The following is an 18,489-nucleotide window of genomic DNA, read 5'->3' as shown; positions in this document are numbered from 1 at the left end:
CGTTCCGCGCGAACTTGACGGAGGCGGTGCAATAAGGCGAGTCCGAAGCCCGCCAGACTCAGGAACCGTCAGATGCGCCGCACCGTCCTTCTCGCCCTGCTCCTCGCCGGGGCCGCCACGACCGCACAGGCCCAGGACATGGTGATCCACGGTGGCCCGATCTACACCGGCGTCGACGGCGCGCCGCCTGCGCAGACGGTCATCGTCGACGACGGCCGCATTCGCTACGTCGGCCCGGCCACCGCCTTCGCCTCGGGTCCGGACACAGTAGTGATCGACCTCAAGGGCGCGGCCCTGTTCCCCGGCTTCACCGACGGCCACGCTCACCTCGACGGCATCGGCTGGCGGGAGCTGACCCTGAACCTCGAAGGCTCGGCCTCGGTCGCCGAAGCCATGGCGCGGCTCAGCGACTGGGCGCAGGCCCATCCCGCGGGACCGATCATCGGCCGCGGCTGGATCGAGACCAGCTGGCCCGAGGCGCGCTTCCTGACCGCCGCCGATCTCGACGCCGCCGCCCCGGGCCGGGTGGTGCTGCTGCAGCGCGCGGACGGCCATGCCGTCGTCGCCTCGTCGGCGGCGCTGGCGGCCGCGCATATCGACGCGTCGACTCCGGCGCCGTCTGGCGGGGAAATCCTCAAGCTGGCCGACGGCCGGCCGGCCGGAATGCTGGTCGACGCCGCCCAGTCCCTCGTCGCCGAACTGGAGCCCGCGGCCGATCCCGCCGCCACGCGCGAGGCCTACCGCGCCGGGTTCCGGGTCGAGGCCGCCTATGGCTGGACCGGCGTGCATTTCATGAGCGCGCCATGGAAGGACATGCCGCTGCTGGAGCAGATGGCCGGCGACGGCGAGGCGCCCCTGCGCGTCTACAACGCCGTCACCCCCGACGGCGCAGCCGAGCTGATCGCCGGCGGCCCCCGCAGCGTCGCCGACGGCCGCATCATCACCCGGGCCATTAAATACTACGCCGACGGCGCGCTCGGCTCGCGCGGCGCCGCCCTGTTCGAGCCCTATGCCGATCGGCCTGACACGACGGGCCTGATGCAGATCACGGAGCAGGATATCGTGCCGCTCTACGAGGCGGCGCTGCGCGGCGGCATCCAGATCGCCACCCACGCCATCGGCGACCGGGGCAACGCCTCCGTCATGGAGTGGTACCAGCAGGCGCTCGCCGGCGTCGCGCCGTCCGACCGCCCCAACGGCGCCGACGTCCGCTGGCGCATCGAGCACGCCCAGATCCTGCGGCCCGCCGACTACCACTGGTTCGTCGACCTGCCGATCATCGCCTCGATGCAGCCCAGCCACGCCATCGGCGACCTGCATTTCGCGCCCGCCCGGCTCGGCGACGCCCGGCTCGATGGCGCCTATGCGTGGCACAGCCTCGCCGACCTCGGGGTGGTCGTTGTCGGCGGCTCGGACGCGCCGGTGGAGCGCGGCGCGCCGCTGATCGAATTCTACGCCGCTGTCGCCCGCCGCGACCTGCAGGGGTTCCAGGGCCCCGACTGGCGCCCGCAGGAGGCCGTCGACCGCCAGACGGCGCTGAAGATGTTCACCCTCTGGCCGGCCTACGCCAGCTTCCGCGAGGCTGAACTGGGCACCATCGAGGTTGGAAAGCGCGCCGACTTCACCGCCTTCTCGGTCGACCTGATGACCGCGCCCGAGGCCGACATTCCGAAGGGCCACGCCGTGCTGACGGTGGTCGACGGCGTGGTGGTCCACCGCGCCGACTAAGGCAAAGGCCCCGCCGGCTTTCGCCGACGGGGCCCTCCTGCCTGCGGGGGCTGCCTCTGGGGAAGGTCTTCGCAGGCGGAGCTAGAAGGTCTTGCGCAGCCGCACCTGATAGAAGGTCCGCGGGTCGATGTAGCGGTGCTCGACAAAGGCGATCGGCCGGGCCGGCGTGCGGTCCGCGTAAACCGTGCGCTCGACGTCGAAGTCGTTCCACAGGTTGACCTGGAAGCGGACCGAGAGCGTCTCGGTCGGCTTGTACTCCGTCCAGGCCTCGAAATAGTTGTGGCCGCGCCAGCCCGACGTCTGGTCGGGGTCGAAGCCCTTCTGGCCCAGCAGGGGGATGTAGTTGACGCCCCATTGCAGCTTCCAGCTGGTGATGTCCTGTTCCAGCGAGATCACCGCCTGGCTGGCCCGCACGTTCGAGATCGGACGGATGTCGCCGGTGGTGGGGTCGGTGACCTCGGTGTGATTCCAGGTGTTGCGGAAGCGGAACATGCCGCCGGACATGCCGAACTTGTCCATCGGCAGGGCGACGTTGAGGGCCAGCTGATCCAGCGTGCCGTCGCCGATGTTGCCGACCGCCGACAGGCCCATGTCCAGCGGGATCACGTCGATGGCGTCGGTGATCTCGTCGTGGCGCAGGCCGACGCTGACGATGCCGTCGCCCCAGAACCGGCGCTCGTAGATCAGTTCGCTGATCCAGCGCTGCTCCGGCTCCAGGTCGGCGTTGCCGCCGAGCACATTCTCGTCGTCCAGATCGGCCGAGGCGGCGAAGTCGCCGAAGTCCAGCTGCCCGACCTCACGCTCGAAGCGCAGGCGCACCTGATTGTTCGCCATGGGCGTCCAGGTGGCGAGGAAGCGCGGCTTGGCGAAGAAGAAGCTCTTCTCCTGTTCGGCGTCCCCTGACTGGCTGATCGTGGAGGTCTCAAGACGCAGGCCGCCTTCAAGGGTCAGTTCCGGCCGCACCCGCCAGGTCGCCTTGCCGAACGCCTCGCCACGGGTCTCCTCGACCTTGACCGAGGCCGAAGGCAGAGGCACCGGCGTGCCGCCGACGGTGAAGGCCTGATCGACCTCCAGCATGTTGTAGGCGACCTCCGCCCCGCCTTCGAAGGTCAGGGCGGGCGAGCGTTCGAAGCGCAGCAGACCGCGCAGGATGGACTCGGAGGCTTCGCCGTCCGCCTGGAATAGCTGTTCCGGGCTGTCGACACCGCCCAGTCGGGTGCGCGAGGTCGACTCCGACTCGAAGGTGTTCCACTCGTGGATCAGTCGCGTCTCCATGCTCAGCCGGCTGCTCAGCGGTCGCGTGTAGACGGCTCCAACTTCCCCGCCGTCGCCGTCTTCGTCGTAGAGGTTCTCGCGCCGGACGTCGGCCGCCGTCTGCAGCGAGACGTTGTGATAGTCGTTCAGACCATAGCGCGCCGTCAGGTCGATCTTCCCGCCAAGGAGGGGGCTGGCGTAGTTGCCGCGGATCGACTGGCCGCCGCCGAAGCTGTCGTTGAAATAGTCCTCCTGCCGGATGACGTTCCCGTTCGCGTCCGTACGGATCACCGGCCCGACGCCATTGGCGTCGCTGATCGAGACGCCGTCGCTGAGGGTGAAGCCCCACGTCCGGGCTCCCTCGCGGGCCGTGAACTGGTAGGAGCCGGCGCCCGAATCCCGGCCGCCCTCGAAGACGAAGCCGTTGAGGGTCAGGATCGACTGACGCGTGTTCTCCGTCTTCAGGATCACGTTCACGACGACCGAATAGCCCTGCATGTCGATGCCGGGCGCGCCGCCACGGATCAATTCGATGCGCTCCACCTGGGTGGCGAGGGTGCGGGACAGGACGTTCGAGCCCGTGTCGTTCTTGGAGGCCGGACGCGCCCCGTTGATCAGAATATTGCCGACAGAGCCTTCGAAGCCGCGGCTGCCGGACCCGTCGGACACCGAGAAGCCGGGCACGCGGCTTACCATGTCGAGTGCGGTATTCGGGCGCTGCTCGGCGAAGAAGTCGGGGGTGAAGATCAGCACGCCCTGCTGGGCCGCTTCCGCCTGCGGGGCCGGGGCGGGGGCCGTCTGGGCCGCGGCGGCGCCTCCGGTCAGGAGCATGGCGGTCGTGGCCAGCAGGATGGTCTTGGTCATTGCAGGATTCCCCTCGTCGTGTGACGAAGGTGTGGCGTCCTGTGGCGGCCGGCTCCAGTTACAAGACCGCAAGGTGGATTAAAAAGCAGACAGCATTACAGCGATGTCATGCTGGTGTTCTGATAAAGGCCGACGTTTTTCCTTCTATATTTGAGACGGCAGGTAATCGTGAAATCATTGTTCGCTGCGCTTTTCGGGGTCGCGCTTGCGTCGCTCCTGCCACACGCCGCCGCGGCGCAGACGGTCGATCCGCAGGAGGCGACGCAGATCGACGAGGTTGTGGTGCTGGCCCGGCGTTCGGGCGCGCCGATGTGGACGGTCACCAAGGGCGACAGCACCCTGATCCTCGTGGGGGCGATCCGGGGCATCCCACGGGATGTCGCCTGGCGCCCGGATGCTCTGGAGGACGCGGCGGCGCGCGCCGACCTGATCCTTCTGCCGCAGGAGGCGAAAGCCTCGATCGCCGACATCTTCCGCATCATCTGGCGGTCGCGCACCCTGGCTCGCCTGCCCGGAGAAACCACCACCGCGGACTATCTGGCGCCCGCCGACCAGAGCCGGCTTGAGGCCCTGATGGCGGGGGAGCGAAACCAGGACTGGCGCCGGCAGAGCCTGTTGTTCCTGGGATTCGACCTTATGCAGGAGAAAGCCGGCTTCCGCGCCGGCCGCGAGGGTGATGACGCGGTCGATGTCGTCCGCCGTTCGGGGCGGCGCGCGCGCGTCGACATGCGCCCGGTCGGAATGGTGCGTGGGGACGAGGTGATCGACAACCTGATCAACGCGCCGCAGAGCCTGCACGTCGCCTGCGTTCAGAACGCCATGGCGGCGGCCGAGGCGGGCCCCGACGCGTCGCGCCAGCGGGCCGAGGACTGGCGCGCGTACCGCGTGCCCGAGGTGGTCGCCTCGCCGATCGAGCAGGCGCTCAGGGTCTGCTGGCCGTGGGGCGACCCCGAGATCGCGCCGCAGCTTCACCAGCAATGGGCGGCCGCGGTCGAAACCTCGTTGATCTCTCCCGGCGTGACCATGGGCGTGGCCCCCGTGCGGTTGCTGGCCGAGGAGGGCGGGGTGCTGGACTCGCTGAAGTCCCGCGGTTTCGAGGTGATCGGACCGGAATGGAAGGCGGATGGGCCCGGGCTGGCGGTGGTGGCGCCGGACGTTCCGGTTCCCTGAACAACCAGAACCTCCGAAGTCCTGCGGCCTGTTTCAGGCGAAGCTAGACCGCCGTGCCGCCGACCGTCAGCCCGCCGATCTTCAGGCTGGGCTGGCCGATGCCGACCGGAACGCCCTGACCCGCCTTGCCGCAGACGCCGACGCCTGGATCGAAGGCGAAGTCGTCGCCGATCATCTGCACCTGCTGCAGCGCCGTCGCGCCGTCGCCGATCAGGGTGGCGCCGCGCACGGGCGCGGTGATCTTGCCGTCCTCGATCAGATAGGCCTCGGTGCACTGGAAGACGAACTTGCCGTTGGTGATGTCGACCTGTCCGCCGCCGAAGTTCGCGGCATAGAGGCCCCGCTTCGTCGAGGCGATCATGTCGGCCCGCGAGTCCTTCCCGCCTTCCATGAAGGTGTTGGTCATCCGCGGCATCGGCATGTGAGCGAAGGACTGGCGGCGGCCGTTGCCGGTCGCGCGCGCGCCCAGCTGACGGGCTGACAGCCGGTCGTGCATCAGCCCCACCATGATGCCGTCCTCGATCAGTACGGTGCGCGAGGTCGGGGTGCCTTCATCGTCGATGGTCAGCGAGCCCCGGCGGCCGGCGATGGAGCCGTCGTCGACCACGGTGACGCCCGGCGCGGCGACCCGCTTGCCCATCATTCCGGTGAACACCGACGAGCCCTTGCGGTGGAAGTCGCCCTCGAAGCCGTGGCCGATGGCTTCGTGCAGCAGCACGCCGGGCCATCCGGCGCCCAGCACCACGTCCATCTCTCCGGCCGGACAGTCGACCGCTTCCAGGTTCACCAGCGCCTGACGCAGGGCCTCGTCGACCTGACCCTGCCAGCGCTCGGGCGCGACCCAGGTCTCGAAGCCGGCGCGACCCCCGGCGCCGGCCGACGCGCTCTCACGCTTCCCGTCCTTCTCGACCGTGACGGAGACGTTCAGCCGGACCAGCGGGCGCAGGTCCGAAACGCGCCGGCCGTCGCCCCGCAGGATCTCGATGTTGCGGCGCTCTCCGACCAGCGAGGCGGAGACCTGCACCACGCGCGGGTCGCGGGCGCGCGCCCAGGCGTCGATCTCGCTGAGCAGGGCGATCTTGTCGGAGAAGGCGGGCGACGCGAGTGGGTCCACCGCGTCGTAGAGTTTCTGGTTGGTGGCGCGCGGGGCCTCGGCCGTGACGGCCGAGTGGCCGGCCTTGGCCAGGGCGGCACTGTCCGCGGCGCGGCGGATGGCCGAGCCGCTGATCTCGTTGGCGTGGGCGTAGCCGGCGGTCTCTCCCGCCACCACCCGCAGGCCGAACCCCTCAGTGGCGTCATAAGCCGCGCTCTTCAGGCGGCCGTCGTCGAAGACCAGCGACTCCAGCTCGGAGCGCTCGAGAAACAGTTCGCCGTCGTCGGCGCCGGTCAGCGCCTCCTGAAGGACGGTCAGCGCCTCGTCGGCGGAGACTTCGGCGGAATCGAGGATGGCGGGCGGCGCGGCGTGCAGGGTCATGCGCCTGAAATAGGGTGTGGGGCCGGCGAAGTCACCGGCCCCACGAACGCCCTGGCGTCGATTCGACGACTAGCGCTGGTTGACGTCCCCGGAGCCGGAGATGTTCTGGGTCACGCTGGCCGGACGGCGGGTCAGCTCGACGTCGCCCGATCCCGAGATCGAAATACGGGCGGCGCCGGTGGGTCCGACGGCGGCTTCGCCGGATCCGGAGATATCGATGTCGGCGTCGCGGGCTTCGAGCGCCGACAGGTCGGCCTCGCCCGATCCGTCGATATCCAGGTCCACCGTTTCCGTGCGGCCTGCGGCGTCTACATCTCCCGAGCCGGTGATGCTGAGCGCGAGGGTCGGCTGATCATAGCCTCGGATGCTCAGGTCGCCAGAGCTGGAGAGCTCGAACGTCCGGACCGAAGGCGCCCTGACGGTGATGCGGAGCGTCGGCGTATTGCGCCAGCCGAACGTCACACGGGCGTCGTCGTCGTCATCGAAGGTGATGCGGCCATCCACGAGCCGGATGCGGTCCACCTGCGACTGGACACCCGAGACCTCGACCGAGGCCTCGTCGCCCTGGACGTAGATGACCTCGGCCGGAACCTCGACTTCGAGCCGGTCGCCGCCGGCCCAAGCGATGGTGCGGCTGACGCGCGGCCCGCTGTCCTCGCGGTCGAAATGCACCGTGTGCTCCTCGCCGTCGTCATGGAAGGTCCATTCCCAGCCGTGACGGGCCAGGTCGTTGCCGCCGATGGCGGCCGCTCCGCCGATGGAGGCGGCGCAGAGCACCAGGCTCGCGCCGGTGATGATCAGGAGTGTGCGGATCATGCGTGTCTCTCCTCAGGCCTGGTCTTGGGTTTGAAGGGCCGGCTTCAGCAGCCGGTAGTGCAGGCGGGCGTACCAGACGGTCGCATTGACCAGCAGGATGGTGACGACCGCGGTCAGGGCGCCGATAGCGGTGGCTCCGGCCATCGTGCCGAGACCGCCGAGGATCGCCGCGAGCGGCCCCCCGGGGAAGCCGGCGAACGGTCCGGCCACCATCACCGCTCCACCAGCGATGAACAGGCCGATCGCGGCCATGAAGAAGCCGAACAGGGCTCCGACCACGCCCATGGCGATGGGCAGCAGGATCAGGATGTCGATCGCGCCCAGACCCAGCACCGCGAACACGGCGGCGGCGGCGGCGGACGGGTTCTTCTCCTGGTCCCAGCGGCGCGCGCCGGCTTCAGCGCGAAGCTCGCGGGCGAGACGGTCGGGATCGCCGAGTGCGGCGGCCACTTCGGCCTCTGTGCGGCCGGCGGCGGCGCCGTCCTCGAAATGCATCTCATAGTCGGACGCGATCTCGGCGGCGGCGGTGATCGGCATGCCGACCAGTCCACGCCTCAACCGGCCCATGAATTCGGCGCGGGTCATTGTTCAGCTCCCCTTTCAGCAGTGGTCTCGGTGACGGCGACCGGCGGGGCCGGTTCGGCGTCGGCGTTCATGACGTTTTCGACGGCGGTGACGAAGGCTCGCCACTCGGCGGTCTGCGCTTCGAGGGCGCGGCGGCCGGCGTCGGTCAGGCGATAGTATTTGCGCGACGGTCCGGCGGACGATTCGACCAGATAGGTCTCGACCTGGCCGTCGGACTGCATCCGGCGCATCAGCGGGTAGATCGTCCCTTCCCCCATGTCGATCGCGTCCGACAGGGTCGAGGCGATCTCATAGGCGTAGCTGTCGCGGCGGTTGAGAAGAGCGAGCACACACAATGTGAGCACCCCCTTCTTCAGCTGGATTTCAATGGTTTCAGGCACCTCGGCGTCTCCTCTGATTGCCGAGGGGTATCGCAAGGTATCTTGTGACGCAAGGTAGCTGTCTAAACATGACAGCGATTTAATCCGGCGCCCGATCGTCGCGGTGGCGTCCTATCGCTTGGCAAGCGCGGGGGAGGGCGATATGGACCGCGCCAGGAAACGCCGTGGCGGTCGCCCCGGCGCCTGCTTGCGATTCACTCGCAAGCGCTTGCGGCAGAACGGTTTATGAGGATGTCTCGCATGGGGATGGGCACTCGGGCCCGGGGTCTGATCAGCAGCGGCGTGGCCGCACTGACCTTGGCTCTTTTCGCCGCCGGCTGCAGCCAGGGGCCGGAAAACATCGGCCAGCCGACGAACGGCGCTGTCGGCCTCCAGACGGCGGCGTCGCCGCTGATGGTTCAGGCGCACATGTTCCATGACGCCATCCTGATGCCGATCATCACCTTCATCAGCTTGCTGGTGCTCGGCCTGATTACGTGGATCGTGATCCGCTACAACAAGAAGTCCAATCCGGTTCCCGCCAAGTGGAGCCACAACACCCTGGTCGAGGTGATCTGGACGGTCGTGCCGGTCCTGATCCTCGTCTTCATCGCCCTGTTCTCGTTCCGGCTGCTGTTCGCCTATCACGACATGCCGAAGCCGGACGTGACGGTTAAGGTCACGGGCAACCAGTGGAACTGGGCCTACGAATATCCGGACCAGGGCATCGCCGAGTACGTCTCGAACATGCTGCCGGAAGAAGAGATCGCCAAGCGCGGCATGTCGCACAGCCTGTACCGGCTAGCCGCCGACGAGCCGATGGTCGTGCCGGTCGGCGCCACCGTGCGTCTGCTGGTCACCGGCGCCGACGTGATCCACGCCGTGGCCCTGCCGGCCTTCGGCCTCAAGACCGACGCCGTTCCGGGCCGTGTCAACGAGACCTGGTTCAAGGCCGACCGTCCGGGCATCTACTACGGCCAGTGCTCCGAGCTGTGCGGCGTCGACCACGCCTTCATGCCGATCCAGATCAACGTCGTCTCCCGCGCCGAGTTCGCGAGCTGGGTCGCCTCCAAGGGCGGCTCCATGACGCCGAAGACGCCGGAGCAGGCTCCGGGCGGCACCGCCGCCCAGGTCGAGGCCGGCACCACCGGCGCCGTCGCTTCGCGCAACGTCTCCTCGGATGCGATGCAGCCCGCCGCCACCGCGCCCGCCGGCCAGCCGCCCGCCGACGCGGGTGCGGTCCAGGGTTCGCCCACGGCCCGCTCGGCGCCCGCCGTTCCCGCCACCGCCGCCGCTCCGGCCGCCCAGTAACGATACGCGAGAGCCCCAAAGACCATGGCCACCGCAGCCGCGAACCTCGCCCACGACCACGACGGGCATCACGACCACAAGCCGGGGTTCTTCACCCGCTGGTTCCTGTCGACCAACCACAAGGACATCGGCACCCTGTACCTGCTGTTCGCCATCATGGCGGGCATCGTGGGCGGCGCCCTGTCCGGCCTGATCCGCTGGGAACTGGCCGAGCCGGGCATCCAGATCTTCAAGGAAGGCTCGCTCGTCAGCCTGCTCGGCCTCGTCGAGCAGTCCAAGCACGGCTATAACGTCGTGGTCACCGGCCACGCCCTGATCATGATCTTCTTCATGGTCATGCCGGCCATGATTGGCGGCTTCGGCAACTGGTTCGTTCCGATCATGATCGGCGCGCCGGACATGGCCTTCCCGCGCATGAACAACGTGTCGTTCTGGCTGCTGGTCGCGTCCTGGGTCCTGCTGATCACCTCGATGTTCGTCGACGGCGGCCCGGGCCGGGGCTTCGGCGGTGGCTGGACCGCCTATCCGCCGCTGTCGACCGTCGGCCACCCCGGACCGGCCTTCGACCTGGCGATCTTCTCGCTGCACGTGGCCGGCGCCAGCTCGATCCTCGGCGCGATCAACTTCATCACCACCATCTTCAACATGCGCGCGCCGGGCATGACCCTGCACCGGATGCCGCTGTTCGCCTGGTCGGTGCTGATCACCGCCTTCCTGCTACTGCTGTCGCTGCCGGTTCTGGCGGGCGCCATCACCATGCTGCTGGCCGACCGGAACTTCGGCACCAGCTTCTTCGATCCCGCCGGCGGCGGCGATCCGGTGATGTACCAGCACCTGTTCTGGTTCTTCGGCCACCCCGAGGTCTACATCCTGATCCTGCCCGGCTTCGGCATGATCTCGCACATCGTCTCGACCTTCTCGAAGAAGCCTATCTTCGGCTATCTCGCCATGGCCTACGCCATGGTCGCCATCGGCTTCGTCGGCTTCATCGTGTGGGCGCACCACATGTTCACGGTCGGCATGAGCGTGAACCTGCGCGCCTACTTCATCGCCGCGACCATGATCATTGCGGTGCCGACGGGCGTGAAGATCTTCAGCTGGATCGCCACCATGTGGGGCGGCTCCATCAGCTTCAAGACGCCCATGCTGTGGGCGATCGGCTTCATCTTCCTGTTCACCGTCGGGGGCGTGACCGGCGTGGTCCTGTCCAACGCCGGCATCGATTACCCGCTGCACGACACCTATTACGTCGTGGCCCACTTCCACTACGTCCTGTCGCTGGGCGCCGTGTTCGCGATCTTCGCCGGCTTCTACTACTGGTTCGAGAAGATGTTCGGCGTGAAGTACAACGAGTTCCTCGGCGCCACGCACTTCTGGATCATGTTCGTCGGCGTGAACCTGGTGTTCTTCCCGCAGCACTTCCTCGGTCTGCAGGGCATGCCGCGCCGCTACGTCGACTACGCTGACGGCTTCGCCCTGTGGAACCACGTCTCGTCGGTCGGCTATCTGATCACGGCTGCCGGCGTGGTGGTCTTCCTGATCATGCTGGCCGAGGCCGCCATCCGTCGTCGTCCGGGCGTGGCCAATCCGTGGGGCGAAGGCGCCACGACCCTGGAGTGGACCCTGTCCTCGCCGCCCCCCCACCACCAGTTCAACGAACTGCCGGTGGTCAAGAGCGACGACCACTAGGCCCGGTCCGACCGGATCAAAGCATCGGGGGCCGCTCCTTCATCCGAAGGGGCGGCCCTCAAGCGTTAGAGAACCATGACCCCACCCGCCGCCGCCCCCGCCGTCTCGACTGCCCAGCCGGAAGACTTCTTCCAGTTGCTGAAGCCGCGCGTGATGTCGCTGGTGATCTTCACCGCCGTGACCGGTCTGGTCGTGGCGCGGGGTGAACTGGGCTGGCTGAGCTCGGCCATCGCCATCCTGTGCGTCGCCGTCGGCGCCGGCGCCGCCGGGGCGCTCAACATGGCGCTGGAGGGCGAGACGGACGCCCTGATGCGCCGCACGCGCGGCCGCCCGGTCGCCGCCGGACGTGTCTCGAGAAATGACGCCATGACCTTCGGCGTCGTCCTGTCCCTGTTTTCGGTCATGCTTTTGGGCATGGCGACGAACTGGCTGGCGGCCGGCCTGCTGGCCCTGACCATCGTCTATTACGCAGGCTTCTACACCCTGCTGCTCAAGCGCCGGACGCCCCAGAACATCGTCATCGGCGGCGCCGCCGGCGCCTTCCCGCCGGTGATCGGCTGGGCCGCCGCGACGGGGACGGCGCCGTGGCAGGCGTGGCTGCTGTTCCTGATCATCTTCCTCTGGACCCCTCCGCACAGCTGGGCGCTGGCCCTGTATTCGGCGGGCGACTACGCCAAGGCCGGCATCCCGATGATGCCCGTAGCGCGGGGGGCGAAGTCGACGCGCCTGCAGATCCTGCTCTACAGCCTGGTCTTCGTGCCGGTCGCCATCGCGCCGGGCCTGACTGGGCTCGGCGGGCTGATCTACCTCGCGGTGGCGGTCGCGGGCGGTCTCGGATTCCTACTGATGGCCGTGCGCCTGTGGCGTTCGCGGGCCGGCGACCAGCCAGACAAGGCCGAGGCCGTGGGGCGAGAGGCCGCATTGTATGATGTCCGCGCCGAGGCCAAACCGGCGCGGAACCTGTTCGCGTTCTCGATCCTGTACCTGATGGCGCTGTTCGCGGCCCTGCTGGTCGAGAGCCTCACGCCAACGATGAGCCTGTAGACGCCATGCGCCTGACCCCCGAACAGCTCGCCGCCCGCACCCGCCGCAACAGGGCGCTCGCCGCCGTGCTGGTGGTGTTCATCATTCTGGTGTTCGCGACCACGATCCTGAAGCTGCAGGGCAACAGCGACGAAGCCGCCGCCAGCGCCGCCCGTCAGACGGCCGCGCAGGGCCAGTGAGGCGGGCATGAACCGCAAGAACCTGATCGCCATCGTCTGCGTCTTCGCCGTCATGGGCATGACCGGCGCCGCCTTCGCCGCCGTTCCGCTGTACCGGATGTTCTGTCAGGTCACGGGCTTCGACGGCACGGTGATGAAGGCCGACAAGGCGCCCGATCACATGCTGGACGAGACGGTGCTGATCCGCTTCGACACCAACGTCCGCGGCCTGCCGATGACCTTCCGCGCCGAACAGGTCAGCCAGCGGGTGCGCATCGGCGAAACGGGGATCGCCTTCTTCGACGTCACCAACACATCGGACCAGCCGATCCACGCGCGGGCGCTCTACAATGTGGTGCCGGAGCGGGCGGGCCCGTATTTCCAGAAGCTGCAGTGTTTCTGCTTCGACGAGCAGACGATCGCGCCGGGGCAGACGATGAAATTCCCCGTCCAGTATTTCGTCGCGCCCGAGATGGCGACTGACCGCGAAAGCCGCGGAGTCCGCGAGATCACCCTCAGCTACACCTTCTATCCGACCAAGGGCGCCGAAGTCGCCGCAAACCCCGCACCAGCTACTGGCGCGGCCGCATAGCGGGCGCTATAGCCTCCCCCACACGACTCTCGACCGTTGCAAGAGACCCAGATGGCCGACGCCCACGCAGTTCCGCATCACGACTACCACCTGGTGAACCCCAGCCCGTGGCCGCTGGTGTCCTCGATCGCCACCGTCATCATGATGATCGGCGCCGTGGTCTGGATGAAGGGCCTCGCTCCGGCCGATTCCGGTCCGCTCGCCTCGGCCCTGCTGGCCAAGGGCGACAAGGCCCTGTTCTTCGCCGGTCTGGCGGGCGTGCTGGTGTCGATGTTCGGCTGGTGGGCCGACGTGATCAAGGAAAGCAAGGCGGGCGACCACACGCCGGTCGTGTCGATCGGCCTGCGCTACGGCATGATCCTGTTCATCGCGTCGGAGATCATGTTCTTCGCCGCCTTCTTCTGGATGTTCTTCGAGATGGCGGTCTTCAACGAGGCCCGCGCCCACGTGCCGGAAATCGGCAACTGGGCCGACACGGCCGCCGCCTGGTCGACCTGGCCGCCCAAGGGCGTCGAGGTTCTGGACGCCTGGCAGCTGCCGCTGCTCAACACCATCATTCTGCTGCTCTCGGGCACGACGGTGACCTGGGCGCACCACGCCCTGCAGGTCGGCGACCGCAAGGCCACCAAGATCGGCCTCGGCATCACCATCGCCCTGGGCGTGCTGTTCACCGCCGTTCAGGCCTACGAATACAGCCACATCATCCACGAGAACCTGTTCTTCAACGAAGAGGCGGCCAACGCGGGCCTGTACGGTTCGATCTTCTTCATGGCCACCGGCTTCCACGGCTTCCACGTGCTGATCGGGACTATCTTCCTGACCGTCTGCCTGCTGCGCCTGCTGGCCGGCCAGATGTCCCCGGAGAAGCATTTCGGCTTCGAGGCCGCCGCCTGGTACTGGCATTTCGTGGACGTGGTCTGGCTGTTCCTGTTCGCCTTCGTCTACGTCACCTTCGGGTGACGCAGAGGCCTTCCGCTTCCATCCATCAGCCGGCGCGGATCGATCTGATCCGCGCCGTTCTGCTTTGCCGCCCCCGGTTCGCTCCGCTCGGCGCCGCAATCCCGACAGGGGAGGGCTGAATGCGCCGCTTCCCGTGGGTGCTGACTGCCGCGTCGGCCGTTCTGTTCGTGCTGCTGTCGGCGCTCGGCGTCTGGCAGGTGCAGCGGCTCCAGTGGAAACAGGGCCTGATCGCCGAAGCCGAGGCCGCCGCCGCCCGCCCCGCAGCCCCGCTCCGGGATGTCATCCGCACCGGCGATACGGAATTCCGCCGCGTCCTCGTCGACTGTCCCGGCCTGTCGACCGCGCCGTTCGTGGAGCTGCAGACCATCCAGGACGGGCAGGCCGGCGTCCGCCTGATCTCCGCCTGCCCGGTGGATCGCGGCGTCTATCTGGTCGATCGCGGTTTCGTCGCCGACGTCATATCGGCCCGCCCGCCGGTGGCCCCCGACGCGGCGCCCCTTCGCATCGAGGCGGTCATCCGCACCGCGCCCGGTCCCGGACCCATGGCCTTGCCGCCCGAAGGCCGTCGCTTCTACGCACGCGACAACGCCGCCATCGCCAAGACTCTGGGCGCCGAGGGTCGCGTCGCCGCCGAAACCCTGTTCGCGGTCACCTCGACCAATCCCGAATGGCTGGCGCTGAAGCCGTCCGCTCCGCCGGCCGCCTTCTCGAACAACCATCTCGGCTACGCGATCACCTGGTTCGGACTGGCGCTGGCTCTGCTGGGTGTCTACGTGGCCCTGCTTCGGCGCAGGCTGAAGCCATCCCACCGGGAAGAGAGACCCTCCTGACCACCACCCTCCACACCCTGTCCAACGGCGTCCGCGTCGTGTGCGACCCCATGCACGGCCTGCGCACCCTGGCCCTGACCGTCGCCGTCCGCGGCGGCGCCAAGTGGGAAACCGAGGCGACCTCGGGCTGGTCCCACTGTCTGGAACATCTGGTGTTCAAGGGCGCGGGCGAGATGGGCGCGCGCGACATCGTCGAGCGGATCGAGGCCGAAGGCGGCTCGCTGAACGCCTCCACCGGATACGAGCGCACCAGTTTCGACGTGCGGGCCCTCGACGGCTCTCTGCCGCTGGCCATGCAGATCCTCTCCGACCTCGTCTTCCGCCCGACGCTCGACCCGGCCGAGATCGAGCGCGAGAAGGACGTGGTGGCGCAGGAGATCGCCGAGGCCTTCGACACCCCCGACGACCACGTGTTCGAGATGGCCCAGACGCAGGCCTTCGCCAGCCAGCCGCTCGGCCGCCCGATCCTTGGCTCGGTGAAGAGCCTGAAGCCGATCACCAAGGCCTCGATCGGCGAGTGGCGCGCCCGCCTGTATTCGCCCGACCGGATGGTGGTGGCCGCCTCAGGGGCGGTCGACGAGGCCGAGCTGCTGGCGCTGGCGAAGCGCTGGTTCGGCTCCGAAACCTCCACCCCCGCCGGGCCCCCGGCAGCCCCGCGCTTCACCGGTGGCGACGCGGCCCTGTCGCGCCGGATCGAACAGGCCAACATCGTCTTCCAGCTGCCGGCCCCTTCGGCGGCCGAGCCCTCCTATGCGGCGGCCCGGCTGATGACCGAGATCCTCGGCGGCGGCATGGCCTCGCGCCTGTTCCAGAGCGCCCGCGAGGAGCGGGGACTGGCCTACGCCATCGACGCCTATCACGAGCCGTACGAGGACGCGGGCATACTCGGCATCTACGCCGGCGCCGCCGCTGACCGTGCGGTCGAACTGGCCCAGGTCTGCGCCGCCGAACTGAAGGCGCTGGCCGACAGCGGGCCCACGGACGCCGAACTCTCGCGGGCCAAGGCGGTGATGAATGCGGGCCTCTGGATGTCGGACGAAAGCCCGGCGGCGCGCGCGGGCCGGGCGGCGGCGCAGGTGCTGATCTTCGGCGCTCCGATCCCCTCCCAGACGATGGCCGACCGGATGCTGGCCCAGTCCGCGGATGACGTGCGTGCCGCGGCGGCGGCCTCCCTGTCGCAAGGCCGGGCGGCGACGGCGGTGCTCGGACCCAAGGCCGCTGCGGCCGCGGGCCCCGCCTTCCGCACGGCTCTTTTCGGCTGACAGCGGGAGGGCTAGTCTTCTGCGCATGGCCCTGCTGGACTGGATCAACGACGCGACCGGCTCGGTCGTAAAGGGCGAGGGGGTCACCCTGCGCCACCCGCGCGCGTCGGATTACGAAGCCTGGGCCACCCTGCGTCAGAAGTCCCACGCCTATCTGCAGCCGTGGGAGCCGAGCTGGCCGGAGGACGATCTGACCCGCGCCGCCTTCAAGCGCCGCCTGTCGATCTACGCCCGCGAGCTCGACGCCGGCAACGCCTGGCCCTTCTTCATCTTCGCTGACGCCGATCAGGGACTGGTGGGCGCCATCACCCTGTCGAACGTCCGCCGCGGCGTCGCTGAGTCCGGCACCCTCGGCTACTGGATTGGCCAGCCCTTCGCGGGCCGGGGCCACGCCACGGCCGCGGTGCGGGCCGTCGTCGGCCACGCCTTCGACGATCTCAAGCTGCACCGGGTCGAGGCGGCCTGCGTGCCCACCAATGTCGCGTCCCGTCGGGTGCTCGAAAAGTCGGGCTTCGTCCTTGAGGGGCACGCCCGGGCTTATCTCAAAATTAACGGCGCTTGGGCAGATCATCTCCTGTTCGGCGCCGTCAATGACGGGGTTGGACGCGGCGGCTGACCTCGGGTGATCCCTGGAGCCGTCCTGTCGGGACTGACACGCGTTTTGAACACTCGCTCCAGAAGTCTGGCCTGGGACGCGACGACCGCCATCGAGGCGCTGGCCGCCGCGGATACGGCGCTGTGGATCTGGACCCCGTCCGACGACCAGATGCGTTTCACCGGCGCCACCCGCGCGCTCGGCCTCGGCCCCTTGGCCCCCGAATGTTCGGGCGCCGCCTTCACCGCCGTGGCCATTCCGCAGGACCGTTCGCTGGCCGAACGCATCCTCAAGCCGCAGGCCGAAGGCACGGAGGTCGCCGTCCGCCTGCGCATGCGCGATTCCGAGACCTGCCTGTGGCGCGGCGTCTGGCTCGAGGACGGCCTGCGCGCCGCCGGGGTGGTGGCGCTGGAGACCAAGTTCGCGGCCTCTCATGTCGATCAGCTGACCGGCCTGCTGGACCGCCGCGCCTTCCTGACCCGCGCCGGCGAAACCCTGACCCAGCCAGGCGAGTATGAGCTGGTGGTGGCCGACGTCGACCGCCTCCGCCGTCTCAACGAGGCGCTGGGCCACGAGCGGGCCGATCTGGTGCTGGCGGCGCTGGGCGCGCGCCTGAACGGCGCCTTCCCGCCCGACGCCAACCCCGCTCGCGTCGGCGAGGATGAGTTCGCCGTCATCGTGCCGCGCGGCTCCGGAGCCGCTTCGGAACGCATGCGCGAGGCGCTGGAGCAGCCGCTCAGGGTCGCGGGCTTCGACATCTACCCGACCGTCTCGATCGGCGCGGTGGCGGCCGAGGGCGGGCCCGACGCCTCCGATCCGGCCGAACTGCTGCGCCGCGCCGAACTGGCCGTCGAACAGGCCAAGACCGCGGGCCGAGGCGGCGCCGCCGCCTATGGACGGGCGCTGGAGTCCGACAGCCTGTCCCGCCTCGCCCTGGAGGCCGACCTGCGCAACGCCTTCGTCCGCGGCGAGATCGAGCCCTTCTTCCAGCCTATCGTGAACCTCAAGACCGGCGCCGTGGCCGGCTTCGAGGCGCTCGCCCGCTGGCGGCATCCGCAGCGCGGTCTGGTCCCGCCCGACGAATTCCTCGGCCTCGCCGACGAGATGGGGCTGATGAACGATCTCGGCCTGATGATGATGACCCAGTCGTCGCGTCAGCTGGCTGAATGGCTGGCCCGCCATCCGTCGGCCGGCAAGCTGTTCTGCAGCGTCAATCTCTCGGTCGGCGAGATCGAGCGCGCCAGTCTGGTCGAGGACGTCGCCCGCATCATCGCCGAGGCCGGCCTGCCGAAGGGCGCGCTCAAGCTCGAGGTCACCGAGGGCGACATCATGCGCGACACCTCGCGCGCCGCCGAGACCCTGACCCGCCTGCGTGAAGCCGGCGCCTCCTTGGCGCTCGATGACTTCGGCACCGGCTTCTCATCCTTGACCTGGCTGGCCAAGCTGCCGTTCGATACGCTGAAGATTGACCGCTATTTCGTTCTGACCATGGACAAGGACGAGGGCTCGGCGAAGATCGTCAAGTCGGTCGTCAACCTGGGCCGCGACCTGTCGCTGGAGGTTGTCGCCGAGGGCGTCGAGAACGCCGGCCTCGCCAAGCTCCTGCTCGAGGCCCAGTGCCACTACGGTCAGGGCTTCGGCTACGCCCAGGCCCTGCCGGCGCAGGAGGCCGAGGTCTATCTCAACGAGTCGCTCGCCGACGGCACGGCGCCGCTCAAGGCTCGCTCCGCATAACCTTGACGCGCAGCGTTCGTGGGCATCTACTTCCAGTCCGGGTCGATCCCGCGGCCCGAGCAGG

The 18,489-nt window shown here is 68.7% G+C and carries 17 protein-coding genes; 12 read left to right on the top strand and 5 right to left on the bottom strand.

The window, feature by feature from the left end; all coding sequences use genetic code 11:
* The first annotated feature begins 72 nt into the window (after positions 1-72).
* Positions 73-1,728 (top strand): amidohydrolase, encoded by a 1,656-nt coding sequence (locus GGQ87_RS02740; RefSeq protein WP_168045176.1) that lies wholly within the window; start codon positions 73-75, stop codon positions 1,726-1,728.
* A gap of 81 nt (positions 1,729-1,809) precedes the next feature.
* Here the strand turns inward: GGQ87_RS02740 and GGQ87_RS02735 are convergent, their stop codons facing one another.
* Positions 1,810-3,846 carry a TonB-dependent receptor plug domain-containing protein gene (locus GGQ87_RS02735; protein ID WP_168045175.1) on the bottom strand — a complete coding sequence of 679 codons (2,037 nt, stop codon included), beginning with the start codon at positions 3,844-3,846 and terminating at the stop codon, positions 1,810-1,812.
* Positions 3,847-4,014: 168 nt separating this feature from the next.
* Between GGQ87_RS02735 and GGQ87_RS02730 the strand changes: the two genes are divergently transcribed.
* Positions 4,015-5,016 carry a TraB/GumN family protein gene (locus GGQ87_RS02730; RefSeq protein WP_342448288.1) on the top strand — a complete coding sequence of 334 codons (1,002 nt, stop codon included), beginning with the start codon at positions 4,015-4,017 and terminating at the stop codon, positions 5,014-5,016.
* Between the two features lie 43 nt (positions 5,017-5,059).
* On the opposite strand, the gene tldD is transcribed toward GGQ87_RS02730, so the two are convergent.
* From tldD to GGQ87_RS02710, 4 genes are all read right to left on the bottom strand, one after another.
* Positions 5,060-6,490 (bottom strand): metalloprotease TldD, encoded by a 1,431-nt coding sequence (gene tldD, locus GGQ87_RS02725; RefSeq protein ID WP_168045174.1) that lies wholly within the window; start codon positions 6,488-6,490, stop codon positions 5,060-5,062.
* Between the two features lie 69 nt (positions 6,491-6,559).
* Positions 6,560-7,306 (bottom strand): GIN domain-containing protein, encoded by a 747-nt coding sequence (locus tag GGQ87_RS02720; RefSeq protein ID WP_168045173.1) that lies wholly within the window; start codon positions 7,304-7,306, stop codon positions 6,560-6,562.
* A 12-nt stretch (positions 7,307-7,318) separates the two neighbouring features.
* The gene (locus GGQ87_RS02715) at positions 7,319-7,891 is read right to left on the bottom strand and encodes a DUF1700 domain-containing protein (RefSeq protein WP_168045172.1); all 573 of its coding nucleotides are present in this window, start codon (positions 7,889-7,891) and stop codon (positions 7,319-7,321) included.
* Positions 7,888-8,271: a helix-turn-helix transcriptional regulator gene (locus GGQ87_RS02710; protein ID WP_168045171.1), complete on the bottom strand. Its 384-nt coding sequence runs from the start codon at positions 8,269-8,271 to the stop codon at positions 7,888-7,890. The genes GGQ87_RS02715 and GGQ87_RS02710 overlap by 4 nt, the downstream gene beginning before the upstream one ends.
* 240 nt (positions 8,272-8,511) lie before the next feature.
* Here GGQ87_RS02710 and coxB point away from each other — a divergent pair, with 240 nt between their 5' ends.
* From coxB to GGQ87_RS02660, 10 genes are all read left to right on the top strand, one after another.
* Positions 8,512-9,561 carry a cytochrome c oxidase subunit II gene (coxB, locus tag GGQ87_RS02705; RefSeq protein ID WP_425339264.1) on the top strand — a complete coding sequence of 350 codons (1,050 nt, stop codon included), beginning with the start codon at positions 8,512-8,514 and terminating at the stop codon, positions 9,559-9,561.
* A 24-nt stretch (positions 9,562-9,585) separates the two neighbouring features.
* On the top strand, positions 9,586-11,250 hold the full coding sequence (gene ctaD / locus GGQ87_RS02700; RefSeq protein WP_168045170.1) for a cytochrome c oxidase subunit I: 1,665 nt from the start codon (positions 9,586-9,588) through the stop codon (positions 11,248-11,250).
* 75 nt (positions 11,251-11,325) lie between these two features.
* Entirely contained in the window at positions 11,326-12,294 is a 969-nt protein-coding gene (locus tag GGQ87_RS02695; protein WP_168045169.1) for a heme o synthase, read from the top strand.
* A gap of 5 nt (positions 12,295-12,299) precedes the next feature.
* Entirely contained in the window at positions 12,300-12,473 is a 174-nt protein-coding gene (locus GGQ87_RS02690; protein ID WP_168045168.1) for a hypothetical protein, read from the top strand.
* Between the two features lie 7 nt (positions 12,474-12,480).
* Complete coding sequence (locus GGQ87_RS02685; RefSeq protein WP_168045167.1) at positions 12,481-13,044, top strand: cytochrome c oxidase assembly protein; 564 nt, start codon at positions 12,481-12,483, stop codon at positions 13,042-13,044.
* Between the two features lie 51 nt (positions 13,045-13,095).
* Complete coding sequence (locus GGQ87_RS02680) at positions 13,096-14,004, top strand: cytochrome c oxidase subunit 3 (protein WP_168045166.1); 909 nt, start codon at positions 13,096-13,098, stop codon at positions 14,002-14,004.
* A gap of 119 nt (positions 14,005-14,123) precedes the next feature.
* Positions 14,124-14,834 carry an SURF1 family protein gene (locus tag GGQ87_RS02675; RefSeq protein ID WP_168045165.1) on the top strand — a complete coding sequence of 237 codons (711 nt, stop codon included), beginning with the start codon at positions 14,124-14,126 and terminating at the stop codon, positions 14,832-14,834.
* A gap of 50 nt (positions 14,835-14,884) precedes the next feature.
* On the top strand, positions 14,885-16,096 hold the full coding sequence (locus GGQ87_RS02670; protein ID WP_168047256.1) for a M16 family metallopeptidase: 1,212 nt from the start codon (positions 14,885-14,887) through the stop codon (positions 16,094-16,096).
* 25 nt (positions 16,097-16,121) lie between these two features.
* Positions 16,122-16,712 carry a GNAT family N-acetyltransferase gene (locus tag GGQ87_RS02665; RefSeq protein WP_168045164.1) on the top strand — a complete coding sequence of 197 codons (591 nt, stop codon included), beginning with the start codon at positions 16,122-16,124 and terminating at the stop codon, positions 16,710-16,712.
* A gap of 45 nt (positions 16,713-16,757) precedes the next feature.
* On the top strand, positions 16,758-18,425 hold the full coding sequence (locus tag GGQ87_RS02660) for a putative bifunctional diguanylate cyclase/phosphodiesterase (RefSeq protein WP_168045163.1): 1,668 nt from the start codon (positions 16,758-16,760) through the stop codon (positions 18,423-18,425).
* Positions 18,426-18,489: the final 64 nt, after the last annotated feature.

The organism is Brevundimonas alba (genome assembly GCF_011927945.1).
GTDB lineage: Bacteria > Pseudomonadota > Alphaproteobacteria > Caulobacterales > Caulobacteraceae > Brevundimonas > Brevundimonas alba.
This window is presented reverse-complemented; position numbering and strand designations above follow the sequence as displayed.